The sequence below is a fragment of the Bacteroides luhongzhouii genome (genome assembly GCF_009193295.2).
Lineage (GTDB): Bacteria > Bacteroidota > Bacteroidia > Bacteroidales > Bacteroidaceae > Bacteroides > Bacteroides luhongzhouii.
This window is the reverse complement of record NZ_CP059973.1, coordinates 2,734,380-2,758,973: the sequence shown is the minus strand read 5'-3', so window position 1 is coordinate 2,758,973 and position 24,594 is coordinate 2,734,380. Positions and strand designations below refer to the sequence as shown.

The following is a 24,594-nucleotide window of genomic DNA, read 5'->3' as shown; positions in this document are numbered from 1 at the left end:
CATACACGATTTGTTTTATAGATAGAACCGACAAATAAACATAAATATAGAGATGGCTCATAAAGGAATACTTTCTTCCGCATTTAATATGTCGCTGGGTTTTATCCCCGTTATTATTTCCATTTTATTGTGTGAACTTATAACGCAAGACACGGCTATTTACATCGGTACAGGCATAGGTATTGTAGGTATATACCTTTCTTATCGACGTAAGGGAATGTTAATTCCAAATTTTATCCTCTATATAGCAACCGGAGTGCTGGCACTATTGTCCTTGGCAGCTCTTATTCCCGGTGATTATGTTCCTCCCGGTGCACTTCCACTTACGCTGGAAGTCAGTATTCTCATTCCGATGTTGAGTCTTTACATGCATAAGAAAAGGTTTATCAACCATTTTTTAAAACAGATAGGCTCTTGTAACAAACGTTTATATGCACAGGGAGCCGAAGCCGCCGTTGTATCCGCACGTATTGCTTTGATCTTCGGTATATTGCATTTTATTATAATCAGCATTACCATCGTTTTTCAAGATCCGTTGAGCAAGACGAGTACGTTTGTACTCTATAAAGTATTGCCCCCTACCGTCTTTCTAATGAGTATCCTGTTCAACCAGATAGCCATTCGTTTCTTCAATCACTTAATGTCACACACAGAATATGTTCCTATTGTAAATACCAAAGGAGACGTGATCGGGAAAACACCTGCAATAGAAGCAGCTAATTATAAAAATGCATACATCAATCCGGTGATAAGAATTGCCATATCCACTCACGGAATGTTGTTCCTTTGCGACAGGCCATCAACAGCCATCCTAGACAGAAGCAAAGTAGATATTCCCATGGAATGTTATCTCCGTTACGGAGAATCTCTGGAAGCAGGCGCCACTCGCTTAATCAACAATGCTTTCCCCCATGAAAAAGGTATCAAGCCTGAATTCAATATCGTTTATCACTTCGAGAATGAAGTGACCAACCGTCTTATCTATCTATTCATTGTCGATATCAAAGATGATTCTATCCTTTGTACCCCCCGCTTTAAAAACAGTAAACTGTGGAGTTTCAAACAGATAGAGGAAAACTTAGGAAAAGGCTTCTTCAGCAGCTGTTTCGAAGATGAATATGAACACCTGAAAGGAGTTATTTATATAAGAGAAAAATACAGGGAATCTTAGATAAATCAGGCACGTGCCCTTTCCAGTCCTTCACTGTACGCGTCTGTATATATTCTCCTTCACAAGTAATATTGGCAGCGATACAGAGCTTTGTTTGAGGACGGCAATTCAACAAAATATCTTCTATCATCTTATGATTCCGGTAAGGCGTCTCAATGAAAAGCTGCGTCTGATTTTCAGCGTACACGCGCTGCTCCAGTGTCTTCAGCTTCTTGGCACGCTCTCCCGGCTCAATCGGCAGATAACCATGAAACGCAAAACTCTGCCCGTTAAAACCGGAAGCCATCACGGAAAGGATAATGGAAGAAGGTCCGACCAAAGGAACCACTTTTAACTTTTTACGCTGTGCGATGGCAACCACATCCGCTCCCGGATCAGCTATTGCCGGACAACCAGCTTCGGAGATAACCCCCATTGAAGCTCCACTCACCAAAGGTTGCAGATAACCGGAAATATCATCAGGGGAAGTATGCTTGTTCAACGGATAAAATGTCAATGCATCAATATCAATCTCCCGGTCTACCTTTTTCAGGAAACGACGGGCAGAACGAACATCTTCGACTATAAAATATCGGATACCGGAGATAATCTCCTTATTATAAGAAGGCAATACCTTTTCAATAGATGTATCACCTAACGTCACGGGCAATAAATAGAGGGCAGTTTCCACTTTTAAATTGAGGCTATACTTTTAATATTAAAAATCAAATAAGGTCTTGAGCGAAGCTAATTAAAAATTGAGAAATGTAACTGTTTAGGAAGCCAGGTAGTTGGATTCACTTAACATCTCATGGTAATCAGTAAATTCCAGGAGATCTTTCAGTTTCATGTCCTTATGCTTTTTCATATAAGAAGCGATGATTCTTGCTCCCATCCATGTTCCGATCAATGCCGGAGCTTGAGCACCCAACATATCGACAGCAGGAGCGGGCTTCATATAATAGCGGATCACCATCGGGTCTCGTGCATGCAGATGATCGTTGGTACAGATATAATTCCATATCTCCTTTTCATTCTCCTTACACCAGTCGCTCTCCTCCTTGGAATATCCCATCGCTTCGCCGATATCACTATATCCCAATAAGTTCTGCACTACGTAATGGATTTTTCCGGAGTGCATCATCAAGTCAATCAAACAAGTACCTTCATGATAGTTCATTCCGTAACGGCTCAAAAGATAAAAAGCAAAACAATCCGGCACAATTCGTTCCGGACGCATCGAACGACATTGATAATCGTAATAGAAACGCTTATAGAGAGGATAATCTTCCCCCATATATTTATCAAGACTGATCCCTAATAAAGAATCCACCAAAATAATAGATTCGTTGAAGGCAGACACTTGCGAATAGATAAACGGCACTTTCGTATCAGGCACTTCCTTCTTCAGTTTCCGGAATCCTTTGTTAAGTCCTTTTTCCACCTCATCCAGATTAGGATACTTTGCTTCCACGTCGCTAAGCAAACGGACTAAAGTTGTATCCGAATAGAATTTCTGCAGACGTTGCGAAATAGTATCATCTTTTACCGTACCAATAGACAATACATCCTCAATCAGGATTTTCGTCGGCATACGATAGTCCATCGTCAACTTCTGCATAGCAGAAAAGCTGTTAGAGCGAACGTATTCGCTCAACAGCTTATCATATCTTAGAACAGAAATCTCCTCTTCCTTCTGCTCCGTACCCTTTCCTGTGCTTATCCCGCAGGAGGTGAAAAGCATACTAAATAATATAATAAGAAGAGAGATCCGTAGTTTCATAATCTTTTATCCGTAAATGATATTACCATTTTCGTCCATATACTCGTCGAGTCCTTTCTCGTAAGTAGCCATGGCACGAAGACTCATACCTACGCTGGAGAATCCGCCGTCATGGAATAAGTTCTGCATAGTCACCTTACGGGTAAGATCGGAGAACATCACGATGCAATAATCGGCACATTCGTCAGCCGTAGCATTTCCGAGCGGAGACATACGGTTGGAGAAATCAAACAGTTTATCCATACCTTTCACGCCCGAACCGGCAGTAGTAAATGTAGGAGACTGTGAGATAGTGTTCACACGCACGCTATGTTCGCGTCCATAGATGTAACCGAAGCTGCGTGCAATAGATTCCAGCAATGCCTTTGCATCTGCCATATCGTTGTAGCCATAGAAAGTACGCTGCGCGGCCACGTAGCTCAAAGCAACGATAGAACCGTAATCAGCAATAGCATTCAATTTTTTAGCCGACTGAATCATTTTGTGGAATGAAACAGCTGAAATATCCAATGTCTTATCCAACATTCCATAGTCAAGGTCATCGTAAGTACGTTTCTTGCGCACGTTGGGAGACATACCGATAGAGTGGAGTACAAAATCAATTTGTCCACCCAGTATATCCATGGAGGTTTTGAATACATTTTGCAAATCTTCTACACTGGTGGCATCTGCCGGAATAACCTGGCAATTCAATTTTTCGGCCAAAGCATCGACTTCTCCCATACGGATAGCCATCGGAGTATTTGATAATGTAATAGTTGCACCTTCTTCTACGGCACGCTCTGCCACCTTCCAGGCAATAGACTGATCGTTCAAAGCACCGAAGATAATACCTCTTTTTCCTTTCAACAAGTTGTAACTCATATCTTTTAATAGTTAAATTTTGTGCAAAGATAGGAACTTTCTGCATAAAAACACGAGAAGTGTGCAAATAATAGACAGAAATGACAAAAAATACACGTATTCTATCAATTAGTCCACATCCTCTTGGGGTTTGCCACCTATCTTTGCAACCGATAATTAAGAGGTTTTTTCATAATATTTATTTAAGGTTAGAATTAGGTTAACATGAATTCGTCTTATTCCTCTCCTGCAGGCTGCCTGCGACAGATCGCCTGCGGAAGGACATAAGAATTATGAAATCGCCCTCATTAATCATCACCCAACTACCAAGAAAAACAATAGATGTATAACCCTATAGAAATAAGTTACTAAATGAACACATTGACAAAAAGACTCTTCTGGATAGTCCTATGCTGTTTACCGTTTATCTCATCGGGATGTAAACAAAGCAAGACTGTCGTAAAAGAGAGCTCCATCAGTGACGCTCTTTACCAGAATCTACCTTTTGAGATGCCCAAAGTACAGCAACCGGTTTTTCCTGCTTACGAGGTAAGCATTGAGAAATTCGGAGCCAAAGGCGATGGTCTGTTCCTGAATACAAAAGCAATCAACGATGCCATTAAAGAGGTGAATCAGCGCGGAGGGGGGAAAGTGATTATCCCGGAAGGTATCTGGTTGACAGGACCTATCGAACTATTGAGCAACGTGAATTTATATACGGAACAGAATGCATTGGTGCTTTTCACCGGTGATTTTGAGGCATATCCTATCATTGCCACTTCTTTTGAAGGGTTGGAAACCCGTCGTTGCCAATCGCCTATTTCCGCACGCAATGCAGAGAATATCGCTATCACAGGATACGGCACATTTGACGGAAACGGCGACTGTTGGCGTCCGGTAAAAAAAGGCAAACTGACTGCTTCACAATGGAAAAAGCTGGTAAACTCGGGAGGTGTTCTCGACGAAAAACAAGAGATATGGTACCCCACAACCGGTTCACTGAAAGGTGCAATGGCTTGTAAAGATTTCAATGTACCCGAAGGGATCAATACAGACGAAGAATGGGCTGAAATCCGTCCGTGGTTGCGTCCGGTGCTGTTAAGCATCGCCCAAAGCAAGAAGGTGCTGCTGGAAGGTGTTACTTTCAAAAACTCACCAAGCTGGTGTCTGCACCCCTTGTCCTGCGAAGATTTCACAGTAAATAATATCATGGTCATCAATCCTTGGTATTCCCAGAATGGTGACGCCATCGACTTGGAATCTTGCAAGAACGCGCTGATTATTAATAGTGTATTCGATGCGGGAGATGATGCAATCTGTATTAAATCCGGTAAAGATGAAGACGGACGCCGTCGCGGTGAACCTTGCCAGAACGTTATTGTGAAAAATAATACGGTACTGCACGGACACGGCGGATTCGTAGTAGGTAGCGAAATGTCGGGTGGCGTGAAGAATATCTATGTGGAAGACTGCACATTTATGGGCACAGACGTAGGCTTGCGCTTCAAGAGCACTCGCGGACGTGGCGGTGTGGTAGAAAACATCTACATTAATAATATCAACATGATTAACATTCCGAACGAACCGTTGTTGTTCGACTTGTTCTACGGTGGAAAAGGTGCCGGCGAAGAATCGGAAGAGGATTTGCTGAACCGCATGAAGACAAGTATTCCTCCGGTAACGGAAGAAACACCCGCTTTCCGCAATATTCATATCTCTAATATTGTTTGCAGAGGTTCGGGACGTGCCATGTTCTTCAATGGTTTGCCGGAAATGCCGATCAGCAACATTACCGTTAAGAATGTCGTGATGACAGAAGCTACGGATGGCGTTGTTATCAGCCAGGTTGACGGAGTTACTTTGGAGAATGTATATGTGGAATCATCCAAAGGCAACAATATATTAAACGTCAAAAATGCTAAGAATCTGACCGTAAACGGGAAAGTTTATGAAGAACTGGGAGCGAAAGAAGAAATTTTAAGTCTCAAATAAAGTTCATTGCATAGAAAACCACAATATCATTATATAGAGTAAAAAGCTCAAATAGCAGACTATAATCTTTTCAAAAGATAGACAGTCTGCTATTTTTTTCTGTTACTTTTGCAAGGAGAAATACGACGTATAATTTCAGCCTTAGAAAATCATGAAGAAGAATCTTTTTATTTTTACTTTCCTTTTAGGAGTTTTCAGTCTGTCTGCCCAAGCGCAGAAACAGGAGAAAACCATCACAGTTGAAGTACAAAACAACTGGCATCAGGCCAAAGCGGATGCTCCGGTTGTTATCAATCTGTATGAGTTGCACGCTGGCTTCAAAGTTAAATCTGCCATTGTCATGGAAGGAATAAAGGAAATTCCTTCGCAGCTGGACGATTTGAACAGAGACCGCAAGATGGACGAACTAGTCTTTGTGACCGACCTTCCTGCTCACGGCAGAAAAATATTCCAGGTTACACTCTCTTCGGAGAAAAGTGCAAAGACTTATCCGGAACGAGTTTATGCCGATATGTTTATAGTAGACAATCGGAAAGGCAAACATCAACGGGTACAGGCTATCACCGTTCCCGGCACCAGCAATATATACAGCATGGTACGTCCTCACGGTCCGGTTCTGGAATCGGAGCTGGTGGGATATCGTCTTTATTTCAATGAGAAACAGACACCGGATATTTACGGCAAGTTCAACAAAGGGCTGGAGATCAAAGAATCGCAGTTCTACCCGACGGATGAGCAGTTAGCTAAAGGATTCGGGGATGATGTACTTCGTGTGTTCGACAGCTGCGGACCGGGCGCATTGAAAGGTTGGGACGGACAAAAGGCAACGCATATCACTCCGGTGGACACTCGTACAGAACGTATCATCTCTTACGGACCGGTGCGGGTGATTGCAGAAATTGAAGTGACCGGATGGAAATATCAGGATCAGGAACTGAATATGATGACACGCTACACGCTTTATGCCGGACATCGCGATCTCCATATCGAAGCATTCTTTGACGAACCGCTCGATAAAGAAGTTTTCTGTACAGGTGTGCAAGACATCGTGGGTACTTCCAAGTCTTTCTCCGACCATAAAGGACTCGTGGGAAGCTGGGGAACAGACTGGCCGGTAAACGACACCGTGAAATATGCCAAAGAAACTGTAGGGCTGGGCACTTGTATCCCTCAACGTTATGTGAAATCGGAAGAAAAGGATAAAGCCAATTTCCTTTATACAATTACCGCTCCGGGAAATAAATATTTCCAATATCACACTACTTTCACCTCGATGAAAGAGACATTCGGATATAAAACGCCGGAAGCATGGTTTGCTCATCTCCGCGAATGGAAAGAAGAGCTGGCTCATCCGGTGACAGTGAAAATAAAAGATGACCGCACCAATAAATAGGGCAGATACAAATACAACTAAACAAAAATTACGAGGTATCTACCAATTTTTCTATGACTCTGCACAAATATTCCTCCTTGTGCAGAGTCTTTTTATTTACCTTTGCCATCAGATAAAACCAACGAATCATATCTATAAAATAATCTATCTATAACATGAAACGATTGACACAGACTTTAGCCTTTTGCTTATTTACGGTTTTTACCGCAATAGCACAGAAGAACTATGTATCTGAAGTATGGGTTTCCGACCTCGGAAACGGTAAATACAAAAATCCGGTGCTTTATGCCGACTACTCCGACCCGGACGCTTGCCGCGTAGGAGATGATTTCTATATGACTTCATCCAGTTTCAACTGTTTGCCGGGATTGCAAATCCTTCATTCCAAAGATTTAGTCAACTGGACAATCATCGGTGCCGCAGTTCCCAATGCCCTCCCTCCTATCGAAACTCCGGAACGGCCGGAACACGGTAATCGTGTCTGGGCTCCGGCTATCCGTCATCACAACGGTGAGTTTTATATCTTTTGGGGAGATCCCGATCAGGGAGCCTTTATGGTGAAAGCCAAAGATCCGAAAGGTCCGTGGAGCGAACCGGTCTTGGTGAAACCTGGAAAAGGTATTATTGACACTTGTCCGTTCTGGGATGAAGACGGAAAAGTATATATGGTACACGCATACGCAGGAAGCCGTGCCGGACTGAAAAGTGTAATCACTATCTGCGAACTGAATGCGGAAGCAAATGCAGCGATCACTCCTTCTCGTATTATCTTCGACGGTCACGAAGCACATCAGACTTGCGAAGGTCCTAAAATGTATAAGAGAAACGACTATTATTATATCTTTCATCCGGCCGGTGGTGTACCGACTGGCTGGCAGGTCGTACTACGTTCTAAAAACATCTACGGTCCTTACGAATGGAAAACAGTACTCGCGCAAGGTAACTCTCCAGTCAACGGTCCTCACCAGGGTGCATGGGTGGATACTCCTACCGGAGAAGACTGGTTCCTCCATTTTCAGGATGTCGGTGCTTACGGACGTATTATGCATCTCCAACCCATGAAATGGGTAAATGACTGGCCTGTTATCGGTATTGATAAAGACGGTGACGGCTGCGGCGAACCTGTTTTGACTTACAAGAAGCCGAATGTAGGTAAGACATATCCTATCTGCACTCCACAAGAAAGTGACGAATTCGACGGATATACACTTTCTCCGCAATGGCAATGGCACGCTAACATCAATGAGAAATGGGCCTATTACGCAGGCGACAAGAGTTATGTGAGGTTATATTCTTATCCGGTTTTAAAAGAATATAAGAATCTGTGGGATGTAGCCAACCTGCTCTTGCAGAAAACTCCTTCTGATAATTTCACCGCAACAATGAAACTTACGTTCAGCCCTAACCCTAAACTTAAAGGTGAACGCACCGGACTTGTTGTTATGGGCAGGGATTATGCCGGAATAATTCTGGAAAATACAGATAAAGGACTAGTGTTATCTCAAGTTGAATGTAAAAGAGCGGATAAAGGAAAACCGGAACAGGCAAATGCTTCTGTTGATCTTTCTCAAAATACGGTTTACCTGAAAGTTCGCTTCAGTTGTGATGGCAAGAAGATCAAGGGTAGTGAAGGCGGACATGACCTCATTGCGATGTGTCATTTCAGCTACAGCCTCGATGGAAAGAAGTATGAATCATTGGGTAATCCTTTCCAGGCAAAAGAAGGACAATGGATCGGCGCTAAGGTCGGTATGTTCTGCACACGTCCTGCCATCGTTACTAACGACGGAGGATGGACAGATGTAGACTGGTTCCGTATCACCAAGAAGTAAAGACATTCTCCCCCCAACAAAAAACAATAGTCAAAACAAGAAGGAGGCTGAATAATCCGGAATCAGCCTTCTTCCTTTCCTAATAGCATCATCGCATCTTCTGCGTATTTCTTCCCCACAGGCAGACTTTTCCCGCTTTTTACCAAAACCACTTCGGAGCGTGAGAATTTAGCTACTCTTTTTTTCGGAACCAGAAAAGAACGATGTATACGGATAAATTCTCCTTGGGGGAGCTGTTCCTCAAGGCTTCTCAATGTGATTTTGGAAAGTACCGTCTTGCCATCGGTGCCATGTATCTTGACATAATTATCTATCGATTCAATATAAAGAATGGTATCTATGGAAATAGTCACATTTTTATACTCAACTTTCAACACCAACTGTCGAGAAGCAGCCTCCGATACACTGAGCAAATCGTGCATCTTAAGCCACTGCTCCGCCTTCTGCACAGCACGATCGAAGCGGTCATAAAAATAGGGTTTGTGCAGGAAGTCAACAGCATTCACTTCAAAACCTTCAAGGGCATAATGAGCGTATGCGGTAGTAAATATCAGACAGCAAGACAAAGGCAATTCACGTGCCAGTTCAATACCCGATATCCCATTCATCTCAATATCGAGAAACACGATATCCGGTTGCCACTCACGGACGCGCTGCATACCCAGCCGGGGAGAACTGTATGTCTCAATCTGCAAATCTCCCCGTCGTCGGCAATACTGACTGATAATGTTCAGCGCAATAGGTTCGTCATCTATAGCAATACATTTCATCATAAAGGCGCACATTTAAGTTCAAGCCGGACATGGAACGTGTTGTCCCTACTGCATCCTAAATCCAGTCGGTGACGACCGGGATAGAGCAAGGACAAACGCTTGCGGCAGTTTTCAATCCCCATTCGTTTGGAGTTCTTCACATTACGTTCAAAAACGGAATTCACCACTTCAAAGCAGAGCGTATCGCCCTTTTGTTCCAAGTGAATGTGAATGAAACAAGGCTCGTTGGACGAGATGCCATACTTGAAAGCATTCTCCACAAAAGTAATCAGCATCATAGGCGGAACGGACATTTCGGGCGATTCGACCTCGTAACTAAAAGATACATCTGCAAACTCATTCAGACGCAACTTCTGAAGATCAATATATTGGCTGATATATTCCACCTCCTCAGATAGAGAGATAAACTCATGGTTGGCATTATTGTACATATACTTCGTCAAGTTTATGAATTGTTCCAATGTGGTTTCAGTCTTGTCGGAATGCATAATCAATAGCCCATAAATCGTATTGAGCGTATTAAAAAGAAAATGCGGATTGATTTGTGCCTTATAAAGCGCCAGTTCCGCTTTGTTGCGTTCATATTCTACTTCCTTGCGTGCCAATCGCTGGCGGTACGCTTCATTCAGCATCCCCACGGCAAAACAAAATATCACCACGACAATGTAATGCAGCCATACTGCTTGTTGATTCTGCCTCACCCCCCAAATCAGATATGAATAAAGTTCACGTTCGTGTTGGTTGATATGATAGAGCGGTGATGTAATTTCGTAAGATGAGAAAAAGAAAGTTATCAGCAGGGAAGCAGCAATAGCCGCAAGAGCATAAATACGCTGCCTGCCCGCATGAAACAGCCGGGGGATAACGAAATACTTATAAACAAAGTAAGTGATATACAGCCAACCGATGAATGAACTGAAGAACACAGGATACGTGCCCCACCATCGTTCCACCGGAAAAACAAGTATCATCAGCGGCAGAAAAATGAGGCAAAAGGCAAGGTCGATGTAACGGGACACATTCTTCATCTTCAATGAAAATTTTATTTATGCTGCTCAAACAGCCAGTCCTGTACGCCCTCAATACCATAAGAAACAAACCACGTAGCCCGGTGATTTCCACCTGTGAGGTGGGTAAACAGCAAATGATTCCCCTCGGCACGCATCTTATTTGCCTCCTCGGAAAGTTGTTCGACAGGAAGTGTCATATCCCACGTGGCTTCTGAAACAGTGCTGCCTTGATTACGCCACAACTCAACAGCCTGGCCTTGCAGCGTATTGGATGAATGGTCACCTTCACAGGAGATAATCCAAATGTTCTGCTTGTCGAGTGGCCCCATCAACTCCGGGTTCCACTTGCCCGCCACAAGTAATGCTCCGGCAAAAAGGTCAGGTTCCTTCAGCATCATCACGATAGAAGACATACAGCCCATAGACTGCCCACTGGTATAGATACGGGTAGAGTCGATGGAATAACGCGTTTGAAGATCTTTCAGCAAAGCGATAGTAGCATCAAGGTGGTGGCTGTAATTCCAGTTATCATCTACCGTGATGAAAGGATATTCGGGAGCCACGACAATACACTTGTGGCGTGCCTGTGCCTCCGGCTCTGCCCACGATGTGGCACCATTCCCCTGGTAAAGCGTCTGTGTGACAGGACCACTTGCCACACCGGCATCGTGAATGAATAGCACCAGCGGATATTTCTCTTCAGGATTATAATCTTCGGGGATATATATATTATAAGGTAACACCTGACCAGTATAAGGACTGACAAATTCTTCCTGTTTGAAATCATCTGCCACGAGACATTTCTCCACAGTACTTTCTATAGGCGTTTCACTTGCCTTATAAATCTTTCCTTGGACGGTTTTGATATTCCTGGTTTGTACTACCACGGCATTGCCCGGATATTCATCATCGCCACCTGTACTCCATCCGGCACGTAGTCCGGGACCACCCTGCATCCGGTCACGCTCTTTTTTCTTCTCCATATCTGCTTCTGTAGGTTGTTTGGGCTGTGCGTTGAGATCTACTTCAGCTTTCACTTCGATAATTACATAGCGACCGTTCACACCTACCTCCGCTCTTTCTGGTACAGTATTGGCATAGATACGCGTTACCTCTTTTCCCTCTACCCGATAACTGTCTGTAGTAAGACTCTTGTTACTGATAGGTACATCATATTCCAATATAACGGTTGCCACCTTACGTCCGTCACCCAATACCCGGCTAATAGCCGTCACAGACTCCACGTGTTCAGGATTTACAAAGTTGTTCTGTGCTTGTACCAGACCGAAAAATACGGCCAGCACTACAGTAATAATTGCTTTTTTCTCCATAATCATAACATTTACATTAATCTCATTGATTGAATGACACAAAGATAATGTGAACCAAACGCAACGAAACTTACTTCAAATTGCCAAGGCGCAACTTATCTTATGCAAAGATACACCTTTTTCTGCAGAAAGAGGACTCTGCAGGAAGATGTCTGCCCCCGAAATCAAGCCATTCGTCCCCACATTTTCACCGTTTACCCCCACATCCTTATTTATATACAGCACAGCCCACTCTGTTTCCTTACTTTTGTGTCTGACATATAGAAACCCAAATAAGAAACGGATATATCAGAGAATATGAAAAAGAGAATGCTTCCAGCCCTGTTTGTGGGGCTGACACTGTGCGCCTGCCACCAATCACCGGCTACACAAGAGAGTGCGAACTACAAAACTATGACTGTAAAACGAGAAGACCGGACACTGCTGTCTGAATACACCGCTACACTTGCCGGACAACAAGTAGTAGAGATACGCCCGCAAGTGAACGGACTCATCACACACATCTGCATTAGTGAAGGTGAAAACGTACATCGTGGACAAGTACTGTTCATCATCGACCAAGTGCCTTATCGTGCAGCACTGGCAGAAGCAGAAGCCAACGTGAAAAGTGCCGAAGCACGGCTTGCTACCGCTCAATTGAACATGGAAAGCACAAAAGTATTACGCGAAAAGAACGTAGTACAAGATTACGACCTCAGCACCGCCCGCAACGATCTTGCTGCCGCCGAAGCCACACTCGCTCAGGTACGTGCGCAAGAGGTAAACGCTCGCAACAACCTTTCTTATACAGAGGTGAAAAGCCCCGTAAACGGTGTGACAGGTATGATTGCTTATCGTATAGGAGCATTGGTGAACAGCAACATCGCCGAACCCCTCGTCACAGTTTCGGATAACAGCCAAATGTATGCTTATTTCTCGCTCACCGAGAGTCAAGTAATTGCTCTAATAGAAGAGTATGGTTCACTCGACAAATTCATCAAGCAAATGCCTGAAGTAGAATTACGCATGGCTAGTGGCAAGATGTATGCAGAGAAAGGGCGCATCAGTGCCGTAAGTGGCATAGTCAGCAGTGGAACTGGAGCTGTAACACTCCGTGCCGATTTCCCGAACGGAAAAAACCTGCTTCGCGATGGTGGCAGTGGAACGGTCATCCTACCGAACATAAGGGAGAATTGCATCGTCATTCCACAGGGAGCCACCTATGAATTACAGAACCGCATCTTTGTCTACAAAGTTGTCGACGGTAAGGCACAGGCCACCCCCATTACTGTCTTCCGGCTGAACAACGGCATAGAGTATGTAGTGGAAACAGGCTTGCAGCAAGGAGACGTGATCATTGCCGAAGGTGCCGGCCTAGTACGTGAAGGCGCAATTGTCAATCCCCAAAACGGAAAGGAGTAAATCATGACCGTCAAGACTTTCATCGACCGCCCGATACTTTCGGGTGTCATTTCCGTAGCTATCATCATCGTTGGACTTATCGGACTGAGTCAGTTGCCGGTAGAGCAGTTTCCCGACATTGCACCACCCACAGTGCGTGTCTCCGCCACCTATACCGGAGCCAATGCTGAAACAGTGATGAAGAGTGTAATCACACCACTTGAAGAACAATTGAACGGTGTGGAGAATATGATGTACATGACTTCCACCGCCACCAATACCGGCTCAGCTTCCATCAGTGTCTATTTTCGCCAGGGTACTGACCCCGACATGTCAGTAGTGAACGTACAAAACCGGGTAGCATCAGCACAAGGATTACTTCCGGCAGAAGTCACAAAGTCAGGTATCACCGTACGCAAACGTCAGAGCAACTCGCTGAAAGCCTTGTCGCTCTACTCACCGGACGATAGCTACGATGCCAACTTCCTGACAAACTACATGAAAATCAATATCGAACCGCGCCTGTCTCGTATCGCCGGTGTAGGTGACGTGAATATCTGGGGAGCCAGCTACTCGTTGCGCATCTGGCTTGATCCGTTACAAATGGCCCAATACGGTCTGATGCCCTCGGACATCGCAACAGTGCTGGGCGAGCAAAACGTGGAGTCGCCTACGGGCACGCTCGGTTCAGAGTCGGCAAACACGTTCCAGTATGTACTGAAATACAGGGGACGCTATGAGGACGAGACAGACTACGAGAATATGGTCATTCGCTCTCTGCCTAACGGCGAAGTACTACGCCTGAAAGACGTGGCACGTATCGAACTCGGCGCGGAGAACTATGCCATGCTCAGCCAGACAAGCGGACATCCGGGAGCTAACTGCATGATGGCACAGACCTCCGGTTCAAATGCCAATGAAATCATCAAGGAAATTGACGATGTAACCGCGGACATCTCCGCCTCCTTGCCCAAAGGCATGATACTGACCGACATTACGAGCACAAAGGACTTTCTCGATGCCTCTATCGCCAATGTAGTGGAAACACTATTTGTCGCCATTGTTCTGGTAGTGCTGGTGGTCTATCTCTTCCTGCACGATTTGCGGGCAACCCTCATTCCCTCACTCGCCATCATTGTATCACTGGTAGGAACATTCGCTTTTATCTATGTTGTAGGATTCAGCCTGAACCTGCTGACACTTTTTGCCCTCGTGTTAGTTATAGGTACAGTAGTAGACGATAGCATCGTTGTAGTGGAAGCCGTACAGGCACGGTTTGACGAAGGTTACACCACTGCCTACCACGCCACAGTGGATGCCATGAGCGGACTAACTTCAGCACTGATAACCACGACCATTGTCTTTATGGCAGTATTCATCCCCGTAAGTTTCATGGGTGGGACGACAGGAGTATTCTACACACAATTCGGATTGACAATGGCGGTCGCTGTTGCGATCTCGCTACTCAATGCCATGACGCTCAGTCCAGCCCTCTGCGCCCTGATTATGCGTCCGCGTGTAAGCATGGAGAACGACGGAAAGCCTGGTTTCTCCGACCGTTTCCATTACGCCTTCGACCGCTCATTCCGCCATGTGCAACAAAAATATATGAGAGGTGTTTCTTTTCTGTTCCGTCACAAAGGTATTGCCGTAGGCAGCATCATGGTGGCATGCGTGGCACTGGTCGTGCTAATGCATACCACTAAAACGGGACTTGTGCCTCAAGAGGATATGGGCACTATCAACGTGAACGTTCAAACCGCCCCCGGCAGCAATCTGGAGGAAACGGAGCGTATCATGGACGAAATTGAAGCAGCCATACATGATATTCCTCAAATCAAAATATACTCACGCGTCACAGGGAAAGATGCTCGCCATAACCAATCCGCCTCTGCCGGTTCATTCACCATCCGCTTGAAGAACTGGAGCGAACGCACGAAAGAAGGCGATGACGTAAACTCCGTCATGAAAGAAATATACCACCGTACCGATGCTATCAAGGCAGCACAGATCCGCGTCTCCACCAGTCCTATGATTTCGGGCTATGGCATGAGCGATGGTTTTGAACTATATGTGCAAGACAAAAAAGGGAGTAGCATGGAAGATTTGTTGACATACACACGTGCTTTTATCGATGCAATGAACCGTCGACCTGAAATATCACGTGCCTACACAACGTTCGACACGAAGTACCCACAGTTCATAGTAGAAGTGGATGCCGCCCTGTGTAAACGCAACGGTATATCGCCGACTGATGTGCTTAGCACGCTTTCAGGCTATATAGGAGGCAGCTATTCGTCCAACTTGAACCGATTTACGAAACTATACCGTGTGATGGTGCAAGCTTCACCCGAATACCGCTTGGACACCGAAGCACTGAACAATATCTATGTACGTAATGCCAACGGCGAAATGTCCCCCGTCACACAGTATCTCACACTCACACGAGTATATGGGTCGGAAAGTCTTTCACGTTTCAACCTTTTCTCCGCCATTACCGTTTACGGTGCTCCTGCCGACGGTTACAGTTCGGGACAGGCTATCAAAGCGATTGAAGAAGTAGCCCGTACTTCCCTGCCCGAAGGCTATGGCTACGAGTTCGGCGGCATGACACGCGAGGAGGCAGCAACAGGCAACACAACGACACTGGTGTTCATCGTCTGCATCGTCTTTATCTACCTCATTCTTTGTGCACTCTACGAAAGCCTGCTCATTCCGTTTGCCGTTATTCTCTCCGTTCCCTTTGGCCTGATGGGAAGTTTCCTCTTTGCCAAACTATGGGGACTGGAAAACAACATCTATATGCAGACAGGACTGATTATGCTCATTGGTCTGCTCTCCAAAACAGCCATCCTGCTCACAGAGTATGCTTCCGACCGCCGCCATCAAGGCATGAGCATCACCACCGCCGCTATGTCTGCCGCCAAAGCCCGTCTGCGTCCCATCCTGATGACCTCATTGACAATGGTCTTCGGTATGCTGCCGCTGATGTTCGCACAAGGTGTGGGGGCCAACGGTAACATTTCGGTAGGTGTGGGAACCGTAGGTGGTATGCTACTGGGCACAGTAGCACTACTTTTTGTCGTACCCTCACTGTTCATCCTTTGCCAATACATACAGGAACGTTTCCTCCCCGGACGTAAAGAATTATAATTACCATCAGATTATGCAATTGATAAATAATTGTAAGAATTGAGACATGAAAAGAAAATATTATATAGGAATGCTTCTCGCTGCCTCCTACTTGTTGAGCGGATGCGGCATATACAACCGGTACTCCCGCCCGGAAACAGACATAAATACAGACAGCCTCTACCGGATGCCGGTACAATCGGCAGACAGTACTACGATGGCAACAAAACTCTGGCGCGAACTTTTCACTGACCCGCATCTGCAAACTCTGATAACCACCGGGCTTAAACGAAACACTGATTTGAACATTGCCCGCCTGCAAATAGAGGAATCGCAAGCCATATTAACGAATGCCCGCCTGTCATATCTGCCCTCCGTCAGTCTGACACCGCAAGCCGGCGTCAGTCGTTACAACGGTGAAACAAAAAAAACATATAACTTAGGAATCGCTGCTACATGGGAAGTAGATATTTTCGGGAAAGTAACCAACGCCAAACGTGGAGCAATCGCAGCACTCGAACAAAGTTGCATTTATGCACAAGCTGTGCAGACGCAATTGGTAGCAACCATCGCCGAAAGCTACTACACACTGTTGATGCTCGATACCCAGCTTGCTATATCCGAACAAACTCTGGCAAACTGGGATGAAACGATTGCCACCCTAGAAGCATTATCAAAAGCCGGACGAACTAATGATGTGGCAATACATCAAGCTCGAGCCAACCGCACAGCACTTGATGCTCAGATACTCTCAATCGGCAGAAACATCAGCGAAACAGAAAACAGCCTCTCTGCCTTACTGAAAGAACCTGCTCACACCATCGAACGTGGCATACTGAATGAACAAGAGTTCTCCGACAATATCTTCCTCGGTCTGCCTCTCCAACTATTATCCAACCGCCCTGATGTACGACAGGCAGAAGCGGCCTTGTCCGAAGCCTTCTATGCCACCAACGCCGCCCGTTCCGCCTTCTATCCGAACCTTACACTCTCCGGCACACTCGGCTGGACAAACAATGGTGGCGGCACCATTCTCAATCCAGGAAAATGGCTTTCCAATGTCATCGCCCAGCTCACTGCCCCGCTATTTAATAAAGGAACGAACATCGCCAACCTGAAAATAGCCCGTGCCCGACAGGAAGAAGCCTGCCTGCGTTTTGAACAATCTCTGCTGAATGCAGGGAACGAGGTAAACGACGCCCTTACCGAATGGCAGACTTCCGATAAACGTATTCGCCTTGATCTTCAACAGATAACCGACCTCAAAGCCGCCACGGAAAAGACACAGCTATTGGTACGTTACACTTCTGCCAATTACCTAGAGGTGCTCACAGCCCAGCAGTCGTTGCTCAATGCCCGACTAACACTGGCACAAGACCAAATCAGCAAGATACAAGGCGTCATACACCTGTATCATGCTCTCGGCGGAGGAGTAAATTAACTGCCGGAACCATCTCTTCAGGATAAACAACAGTCAAGAAGATAGAGAAAGTTAAAAATCCAGCATACAGGATAAGGATTTCTCTATCTTATCTTTTTTACCTATTTTTGTATCGGTAAAAGAGATTAAAGGAGAACAATAAGATACAGTAAGAATGAAGAAACTAATTATATTTGACTTGGATGGAACATTGCTGAATACCATCGCCGACCTTGCCCACAGTACAAATTACGCTTTAAATAAATTAGGCTATCCTACACACGAAATAGAAAAGTATAATTTCATGGTAGGAAACGGCATCAACAAACTCTTTGAACGTGCATTACCCGAAGGGGAAAAGACGGAAGAAAATGTGCTCCGCGTTCGCAACGAGTTTATTCCTTATTATGATATTCACAATGCAGACGATAGTTGTCCCTATCCGGGTATTTCAGCGTTATTGTCGTATCTGCAATCCGCAGGTATTCAGATTGCCGTAGCTTCCAACAAATATCAGGCTGCTACCGAGAAACTCGTTGCTCATTATTTCCCGGAAATCCGCTTTACTGCTGTTTTCGGGCAGCGGGAAGGAGTGAATGTCAAGCCCGACCCGACAGTCGTTCTTGATATATTAAAACTTGCCAATGTACGAAAAGAAGATGTTCTTTATGTAGGCGATTCCGGTGTAGATATGCAAACAGCAGCCAATGCCGGTGTAACCGCTTGCGGAGTGACATGGGGATTTCGACCACGCACAGAACTGGAAGAATTTGCGCCTCAATACATCACGGAGACTGCAGAAGAGATAAAACGCCTCATCTCGGCTGATAAAGTCTAATATTACATATTTTCCGTACAAATTTCAATATTACTTTCCTTACAATGCATTTTCTTTGCAACAGGTAAAGAAAGGCTTACTTTTGTGTGCCTCAATCTAAGAACAATAGTAATCTAATTTATTATAAAATGAAAAAGCATCTTATACTATTTTTTGCAGGAATAATATTGAGTTACGGGAACATAAAAGCACAAACAGCTCCCGATAAAAAAGAAATTCTGAAAGTAACCCTTCAGGTGAACAACTATTTCATGAAGAAATATGCCGATTATCGCACTCCTTCTTTTGTGAAAAAAGTAGTTCGCCCCAGTAATATCTGGACACGAAGTGTATATTACGAAGGCTTAATGGCGCTCTACTCCATCTATCCCGCAGACGAATATTATCTCTACGCCAAAGAATGGGCGGATTACCACCAGTGGGGCTTCCACCGTGGGACAACCACCCGTAATGCAGATAATTACTGCGCCAGCCAAATTTATCTCGATTTATACAACATTTGCCCCGATCCTGAGAAAATACGGAAAACGAAAGCCAATATGGATATGCTGGTCAACACTCCACAAGTAAACGACTGGTGGTGGATAGATGCTATCCAGATGGGGATGCCTATATTTGCCAAAATGGGAAAACTTACAGGTGAACAGAAATACTTCGACAAGATGTGGGATATGTACGAATATACCCGTAATAAGCACGGAGAGAACGGGATGTTCAATGTCAAAGAAGGTTTGTGGTGGAGAGACCATAATTTCGATCCTCCATACAAAGAGCCGAATGGCAAAAACTGTTATTGGAGCCGTGGTAACGGATGGGTATATGCAGCTTTGGTTCGAGTTATGAATGAAATCCCCTCTAATGAAAAGCATCATCAGGATTACATCAATGATTTTATGACTATGAGTAAAGCACTGAAACAATGCCAGCGCGAAGATGGCTTTTGGAATGTCAGCCTCCACGATCCGTCAAACTTTGGAGGCAAAGAGACTTCCGGCACAGCTCTTTTCGTATATGGTATGGCTTGGGGCGTACGCAACGGCCTATTAGATAAAAAGACCTATCTGCCTGTAATCATAAAAGCATGGAATGCTATGGTGAAGGATGCAGTTCACCCGAATGGTTTTCTTGGTTATGTACAGGGAACTGGCAAAGAACCGAAAGACAGTCAACCTGTCACATACGACAAAGTTCCTGATTTTGAGGATTTCGGAACAGGATGTTTCCTTCTTGCCGGAAGTGAAATCTATAAATTAGACCTCAATATGTAACTGATAAACATACTTATCTTGAATCCGGTCTATCCTTCACAAACCGGATTCAAGGTAAATATATACTACGTTTTACTTCTCTCCCCTCTTTGATAAGCCGAAGGAGATACTCCAAACTGCGCTTTAAAACATTTACTAAAATAAAGAGGATCGTTAATACCCACTTTATAAGAAACTTCGGCAACAGTCAGATTTCTTTCAGTCAAAAACAGTTCGGCAGCCTTCTTCATTCGTACGACACGCAAATATTCATTAGGTGAGTATCCGGTCACTCCACGCAATTTCTTATAAAATACAGTTCGTCCCATCCCCATCATTTGCGCAAATTCATCAATAGAAATGTTGTATTGAGAATAAATCTTTTCCACCACAGCCACCAACTGATCTGCAAACTCCTTATCCCGGTCCGTGTTACATAAAGCAGGACGTACTACCCCCGGTTCACTGGAAAATTTCTTCCGCAACTTTTCGCATTGCTCTATCAGCCGGAACACCTGCGCAAGCAAAAGCTTAAAACTAAATGGCTTTGCAACATAAACGTCCGCTCCGGCTTCAAGTCCTTCCAAATGTTTATCCGGTGAAGTCAAGGCAGTCAGCAGAATAATAGGAATATGACTTGTCGCAAATTCCGTTTTCAATTTCTTTGTCACTTCAAAACCGGTCATTCCGGGCATCAATACATCGCAGATAATCAAGTCTGCGTCATAATTACATGCCTTTTCAAATCCGGATATTCCATCCGCAGCCACTTCTACTTCAAAATAAACACTAAGCTCTTCCCGCAGGAACCCACGAATATCATTATCGTCTTCAATGACTAATATTTTATGTCTTCTCGATGCAGTTACCGCCTTTTCATGTTCCTGACATTCTTCTGAAAGTTGCTGCAAATGGTGAGTCTGCATATTCGCTTCTTCCAGCAGGACATTGCCGGGAACCAGGAAGTCTTTTTCCGAATAAACAGTTTTATCAGTCGGGATACATACCGTAAATACGGAACCTCCCCCTTCATTATCTTTATATTCAATAGTTCCCTTATGCACCTGCACCAATTCATAGCTCAAATGCAACCCTACTCCAATGCTATCTCCGGAGAAACTACTTTGCATGAAACGTTTAAACAATTCTCCCTGCTTTTCTTTAGGAATACCTACTCCGGTATCCGCTACCTGAATGTATAAACACTTCTTCACCTCATCCACATTCACAGAAAACAGAATTGTCCCACTCGAAGGAGTATACTTAAAAGCATTTGAAAGTAAGTTATACACCACCTTATCCAAATTACCTTTATCAATAAACATTTTATAGGATGGCACAGACGGCAAAAAGCGGAAATCCATATTCTTCTGTTCTGCTACGTCACTGAAACTTAAATATATTTCGTACAGGAAAGCAACTACATCAGTTTCCTGCAGAGAAAGAGCCAACTTGTTGTTCTGCATTTTTCTGAACTCCAGCAACTGATTAATCAGCCTCAACATACGTTGTGTACTTTTATCCATGACTTTCAACGGATGCAATAAGGCTTGTGGAATATCATCCGTCCGGTACATTTTCTCCAATGCTCCTTGGATCAATGTAAGCGGAGTACGGAATTCATGAGAGATATTTGTGAAAAATACCAGTTTATACTCTGTCAGTTGTTTTTCAACATTGATGCGGTTGCGCAACCTATTGAAATTAAAAATGATACGATATGTAAAGTACAAAGCTATTAACATCAGGATGAAATATCCGAGCATAGCCCAATTTGTTTTCCAAAACGGAGGCACGATAACAATCTTCAAGGTTGTTTCGGTATCATTCCAAATACCGGCACCATCACAATATTTCACATGGAAAATGTAAGTGCCCGGCTCCAGATATTTATAAGTAGCAAAACTTAAAGAAGACGGAACATTCCATCCCTTGTCATAGTTTTCCAGCCAATACATATACTTGATTTGACCATTATCCGAATAATCAAGAGTAGAAAAATCAAGCATAAAAGAATTCTGGAAATATTTCAATGTAATCTTATCCGAATAGGCTAAAGATTCTTGCAAAGGAGAACCCGGCATATTAGGCTTCACCTGAATTCCATTAACGGACAATCCTGTGATAACAATAGGAGAAAACAATCTCTCTGTTGGAATCTTCTTCGGGTCAATAATCGTCAATCCGTAGTTTGTTCCAAAAATCAGTTTACCGTCTGCCCCCATACACGCACTGTTCTCGCTATACACATTTCCTAATGTATAAGATGAGAAGAAATAATTCTCGAAAGAATGGCTGTTAGGATTGAACCTTGAAATTCCATATTCCGTAGCAATCCATAATTGTCCCGAATGATCTTCCAAAATAGATTGCACCATATTATTAACAAGTCCTTCAGCTATTCCATAATGCGTATATTTCAAAGACTGACAGTCGTCTGACAGTTCGCATAGATTCAGCCCGGCACCCGAAGTACCTACCCACATGCGCCCTTTGCTATCACGAAACAGGCAACGAATCTCATTGCTGCAAAAATTGCCATCGGTGTAGCTGAACAAATGATAGTTATCTTCATTAGCGATCAATGAGTCAGGGTGGAAAATGCAGATACCTTCACTTGTGCCCATCCATATCATCCCTTTCTCATCTTCTGCCATTACTCTGACTATCCGTAAGCCATACTTCTTTCCTTGAAAGAAACGACGGAACTTGTATTGTCCTTTTTCCGTTGATTCTGCCTGATCCAGTCCTCCTCCAAATGTTCCAACCCACATACGATCTTTCTTATCACGAAGAATGGAATAAATATTAGAATGAGATAAGGCAAAAGGATTAGACGGATCCGTTTTATACCACGTATCTCCTATTTTTAGTCCGTCTCCCCGGGTTCCTATCCATATATTCTCCTGACTATCTTCTGAAATCGCATAAATATTATAGGGCAAATAATGATTATCTATCTTAGTTTTCAGATGAGAATCATAATTATACAATCCACCTCTTCGCGTTCCTACCCATATATCTCCATTCGACATTTTAGTCAGTAACCGGATTGTATTCGAACGGTCAAAAACATCCGGCGATTCAGGATAGACATGTGTAATGCCTTTATTTGAAATGGAAATATGAGACAAACCGGAATATTCGGAGCTTACCCATATTCCTCCTGTCCTGTCTTTCATCAAACATAACAAGAAATCTGACCCTATAGGTCCTGCATTCTTCCCTTCGGAAACAAAGTGTTCCAACTGGTCCTCCTGAATATCGTAGGTGAAAAGTCCGTTTCCATAAGTTGAAATCCACACAATCCCCCGGTCATCACGCACCACATGATAGCGTTCATAATCTATATATTTCATCTTCTCTTCAGGAATCAGTTGAAAATCCTTTATTTCTCCGCTCTTCGAATTTATATAATAAATTCGTCCAGTGTTATTGTAAGCCCAACAATCTCCGTAATTGTCATGAATAACTTTTCCATTATTTATTTTCAATTCTCGGCAAGGAGTTATTTGAAAGTTCTGAAAATCAAATTCATATACCCCTTCGCTGGAAGTAAATATAACCCATTTATCTTTTATCAATGAATGTGTACTGACAGATGTATTATCGGCAATAGCAGACAGCGACGCTAAACAGTCTATTTTTTTCGATCCATTTACACAGCGATACACATCTCCACTCTTTGTCAGAAAATACATATCCTCTCCATGAGGGAAAGAAGAAGAAAAATTCAATTTCCTATCGATAAATTCAACTTTCCCTTTATAAACAGACGCAAGTCCCTGCATGGTACCAATCCAGATCCTGCCACTAGAATCTTCATTTATAAATTTAATCCGGTCATCGGGCAAGTTTCCAAATTTCGCTCTAAACTTCACAGAGGTCATAGTCCGATCGTCCTCACAAACAATTTGACGCACACCGTTCCCTCTATGCCAAAGCCACACATCTCCATTAGAGGACATAAATATTTCTGAATAGTTCTCTCCATCATTTCCGGTACCGGTAAAATCTACAAAACAAGCTTTCTGTAGATCATAACAGCTGAATAATTCCGGTACTGTCTTTATCCACAGGAAGCCATTTTTATCCTCTACCACATGTTTTATTCTGTTATCTGCTAAAGAAATCTGATCGTGTTTGCCGGTTTCCAACTGATAGGTAAGAAAAGTATTTCCATCATAACGGGTCAATCCGTCTAAAGTACCCAACCATAAGAACCCTTTACTGTCCTGAAACATGCATCGTACAGAATTACTAGGTAGCCCATCACTGGTTCTCATTTGTTTGGAACTAAGTTCAATATCAGCATACAGATTCGATATAGAAAAACTAAACAAAACGAAGAGGTATAATAATTTATATTTCATACAGTGCTTGGGGTTATTTTGATTGCTGGTTACAAAGATACATCTTTTGCACTGCAACATAGAATGTAACACTATGAAAAGTAAAATCTCCATATAA

The 24,594-nt window shown here is 43.8% G+C and carries 17 protein-coding genes; 10 read left to right on the top strand and 7 right to left on the bottom strand.

Features of this window, described 5'->3' with window-relative positions; all coding sequences use genetic code 11:
• Window positions 1-52: 52 nt before the first annotated feature.
• Window positions 53-1,171 carry a hypothetical protein gene (locus GD631_RS09780; RefSeq protein ID WP_143258049.1) on the top strand — a complete coding sequence of 373 codons (1,119 nt, stop codon included), beginning with the start codon at window positions 53-55 and terminating at the stop codon, window positions 1,169-1,171.
• On the opposite strand, the gene GD631_RS09775 is transcribed toward GD631_RS09780, so the two are convergent.
• The 3 genes from GD631_RS09775 to GD631_RS09765 all read right to left on the bottom strand — a co-directional run bounded on the left by GD631_RS09775 (window position 1,137) and on the right by GD631_RS09765 (window position 3,797).
• Window positions 1,137-1,841 (bottom strand): SAM-dependent methyltransferase, encoded by a 705-nt coding sequence (locus tag GD631_RS09775; protein WP_143258048.1) that lies wholly within the window; start codon window positions 1,839-1,841, stop codon window positions 1,137-1,139. The two genes, GD631_RS09780 and GD631_RS09775, sit on opposite strands and share 35 nt — an antisense overlap.
• Window positions 1,842-1,925: 84 nt before the next feature.
• Complete coding sequence (locus tag GD631_RS09770) at window positions 1,926-2,933, bottom strand: gliding motility protein GldB-related protein (protein ID WP_143258047.1); 1,008 nt, start codon at window positions 2,931-2,933, stop codon at window positions 1,926-1,928.
• 6 nt (window positions 2,934-2,939) lie between these two features.
• On the bottom strand, window positions 2,940-3,797 hold the full coding sequence (locus GD631_RS09765; protein WP_143258046.1) for an enoyl-ACP reductase FabI: 858 nt from the start codon (window positions 3,795-3,797) through the stop codon (window positions 2,940-2,942).
• Between the two features lie 351 nt (window positions 3,798-4,148).
• On the opposite strand from GD631_RS09765, the gene GD631_RS09760 reads away from it, so the two are divergent.
• The 3 genes from GD631_RS09760 (at window position 4,149) to GD631_RS09750 (ending at window position 8,993) form a co-directional block, all read left to right on the top strand.
• Window positions 4,149-5,768, top strand: coding sequence for a glycoside hydrolase family 28 protein (locus tag GD631_RS09760; RefSeq protein WP_143258045.1), 1,620 nt, complete (start codon window positions 4,149-4,151; stop codon window positions 5,766-5,768).
• Between the two features lie 151 nt (window positions 5,769-5,919).
• Entirely contained in the window at window positions 5,920-7,161 is a 1,242-nt protein-coding gene (locus tag GD631_RS09755; protein WP_143258044.1) for a DUF4861 domain-containing protein, read from the top strand.
• Between the two features lie 155 nt (window positions 7,162-7,316).
• Window positions 7,317-8,993, top strand: a complete 1,677-nt coding sequence (locus tag GD631_RS09750; RefSeq protein ID WP_143258043.1) for a glycoside hydrolase family 43 protein — start codon at window positions 7,317-7,319, stop codon at window positions 8,991-8,993.
• Between the two features lie 62 nt (window positions 8,994-9,055).
• Here GD631_RS09750 and GD631_RS09745 read toward each other — a convergent pair whose 3' ends face one another.
• Genes GD631_RS09745 through GD631_RS09735 form a run of 3 tightly spaced genes read right to left on the bottom strand, consistent with a single transcriptional unit; the run spans window position 9,056 to window position 12,107 of the window.
• On the bottom strand, window positions 9,056-9,766 hold the full coding sequence (locus GD631_RS09745; RefSeq protein ID WP_223225820.1) for a LytR/AlgR family response regulator transcription factor: 711 nt from the start codon (window positions 9,764-9,766) through the stop codon (window positions 9,056-9,058).
• Window positions 9,763-10,794, bottom strand: a complete 1,032-nt coding sequence (locus GD631_RS09740; protein WP_143258042.1) for a sensor histidine kinase — start codon at window positions 10,792-10,794, stop codon at window positions 9,763-9,765. The genes GD631_RS09745 and GD631_RS09740 overlap by 4 nt, the downstream gene beginning before the upstream one ends.
• A 14-nt stretch (window positions 10,795-10,808) precedes the next feature.
• Entirely contained in the window at window positions 10,809-12,107 is a 1,299-nt protein-coding gene (locus GD631_RS09735; protein ID WP_143258041.1) for an alpha/beta hydrolase-fold protein, read from the bottom strand.
• A 341-nt stretch (window positions 12,108-12,448) separates the two neighbouring features.
• Here GD631_RS09735 and GD631_RS22435 point away from each other — a divergent pair, with 341 nt between their 5' ends.
• The 6 genes from GD631_RS22435 to GD631_RS09710 all read left to right on the top strand — a co-directional run bounded on the left by GD631_RS22435 (window position 12,449) and on the right by GD631_RS09710 (window position 20,145).
• Window positions 12,449-12,538: a hypothetical protein gene (locus tag GD631_RS22435; RefSeq protein ID WP_370511893.1), complete on the top strand. Its 90-nt coding sequence runs from the start codon at window positions 12,449-12,451 to the stop codon at window positions 12,536-12,538.
• Window positions 12,501-13,508 carry an efflux RND transporter periplasmic adaptor subunit gene (locus tag GD631_RS09730; protein ID WP_223225837.1) on the top strand — a complete coding sequence of 336 codons (1,008 nt, stop codon included), beginning with the start codon at window positions 12,501-12,503 and terminating at the stop codon, window positions 13,506-13,508. The genes GD631_RS22435 and GD631_RS09730 overlap by 38 nt, the downstream gene beginning before the upstream one ends.
• Window positions 13,509-13,511: 3 nt before the next feature.
• Window positions 13,512-16,640, top strand: coding sequence for an efflux RND transporter permease subunit (locus GD631_RS09725; RefSeq protein WP_143258039.1), 3,129 nt, complete (start codon window positions 13,512-13,514; stop codon window positions 16,638-16,640).
• 46 nt (window positions 16,641-16,686) lie between these two features.
• On the top strand, window positions 16,687-18,060 hold the full coding sequence (locus GD631_RS09720) for an efflux transporter outer membrane subunit (protein ID WP_143258038.1): 1,374 nt from the start codon (window positions 16,687-16,689) through the stop codon (window positions 18,058-18,060).
• Window positions 18,061-18,214: 154 nt separating this feature from the next.
• Window positions 18,215-18,877: an HAD family hydrolase gene (locus GD631_RS09715; RefSeq protein WP_143258037.1), complete on the top strand. Its 663-nt coding sequence runs from the start codon at window positions 18,215-18,217 to the stop codon at window positions 18,875-18,877.
• 128 nt (window positions 18,878-19,005) lie between these two features.
• Window positions 19,006-20,145, top strand: coding sequence for a glycoside hydrolase family 88/105 protein (locus tag GD631_RS09710; protein ID WP_143258036.1), 1,140 nt, complete (start codon window positions 19,006-19,008; stop codon window positions 20,143-20,145).
• Between the two features lie 65 nt (window positions 20,146-20,210).
• Here the strand turns inward: GD631_RS09710 and GD631_RS09705 are convergent, their stop codons facing one another.
• Window positions 20,211-24,497: a hybrid sensor histidine kinase/response regulator transcription factor gene (locus GD631_RS09705; RefSeq protein WP_143258035.1), complete on the bottom strand. Its 4,287-nt coding sequence runs from the start codon at window positions 24,495-24,497 to the stop codon at window positions 20,211-20,213.
• Window positions 24,498-24,594: the final 97 nt, after the last annotated feature.

Excerpts from the sequence above, each read along its gene's own strand:
- GD631_RS09740 (WP_143258042.1), bottom strand. The coding sequence starts at position 10,794 with ATGAAGAATGTGTCCCGTTACATCGACCTTGCCTTTTGCCTCATTTTT.
- GD631_RS09755 (WP_143258044.1), top strand. The coding sequence starts at position 5,920 with ATGAAGAAGAATCTTTTTATTTTTACTTTCCTTTTAGGAGTTTTCAGT.
- GD631_RS09720 (WP_143258038.1), top strand. The coding sequence starts at position 16,687 with ATGAAAAGAAAATATTATATAGGAATGCTTCTCGCTGCCTCCTACTTG.
- GD631_RS09765 (WP_143258046.1), bottom strand. The coding sequence starts at position 3,797 with ATGAGTTACAACTTGTTGAAAGGAAAAAGAGGTATTATCTTCGGTGCT.
- GD631_RS09770 (WP_143258047.1), bottom strand. The coding sequence starts at position 2,933 with ATGAAACTACGGATCTCTCTTCTTATTATATTATTTAGTATGCTTTTC.
- GD631_RS09710 (WP_143258036.1), top strand. The coding sequence starts at position 19,006 with ATGAAAAAGCATCTTATACTATTTTTTGCAGGAATAATATTGAGTTAC.
- GD631_RS09705 (WP_143258035.1), bottom strand. The coding sequence starts at position 24,497 with ATGAAATATAAATTATTATACCTCTTCGTTTTGTTTAGTTTTTCTATA.
- GD631_RS09725 (WP_143258039.1), top strand. The coding sequence starts at position 13,512 with ATGACCGTCAAGACTTTCATCGACCGCCCGATACTTTCGGGTGTCATT.
- GD631_RS09730 (WP_223225837.1), top strand. The coding sequence starts at position 12,501 with ATGACTGTAAAACGAGAAGACCGGACACTGCTGTCTGAATACACCGCT.
- GD631_RS09715 (WP_143258037.1), top strand. The coding sequence starts at position 18,215 with ATGAAGAAACTAATTATATTTGACTTGGATGGAACATTGCTGAATACC.
- GD631_RS09750 (WP_143258043.1), top strand. The coding sequence starts at position 7,317 with ATGAAACGATTGACACAGACTTTAGCCTTTTGCTTATTTACGGTTTTT.
- GD631_RS09760 (WP_143258045.1), top strand. The coding sequence starts at position 4,149 with ATGAACACATTGACAAAAAGACTCTTCTGGATAGTCCTATGCTGTTTA.
- GD631_RS09735 (WP_143258041.1), bottom strand. The coding sequence starts at position 12,107 with ATGGAGAAAAAAGCAATTATTACTGTAGTGCTGGCCGTATTTTTCGGT.
- GD631_RS09780 (WP_143258049.1), top strand. The coding sequence starts at position 53 with ATGGCTCATAAAGGAATACTTTCTTCCGCATTTAATATGTCGCTGGGT.
- GD631_RS09745 (WP_223225820.1), bottom strand. The coding sequence starts at position 9,766 with ATGATGAAATGTATTGCTATAGATGACGAACCTATTGCGCTGAACATT.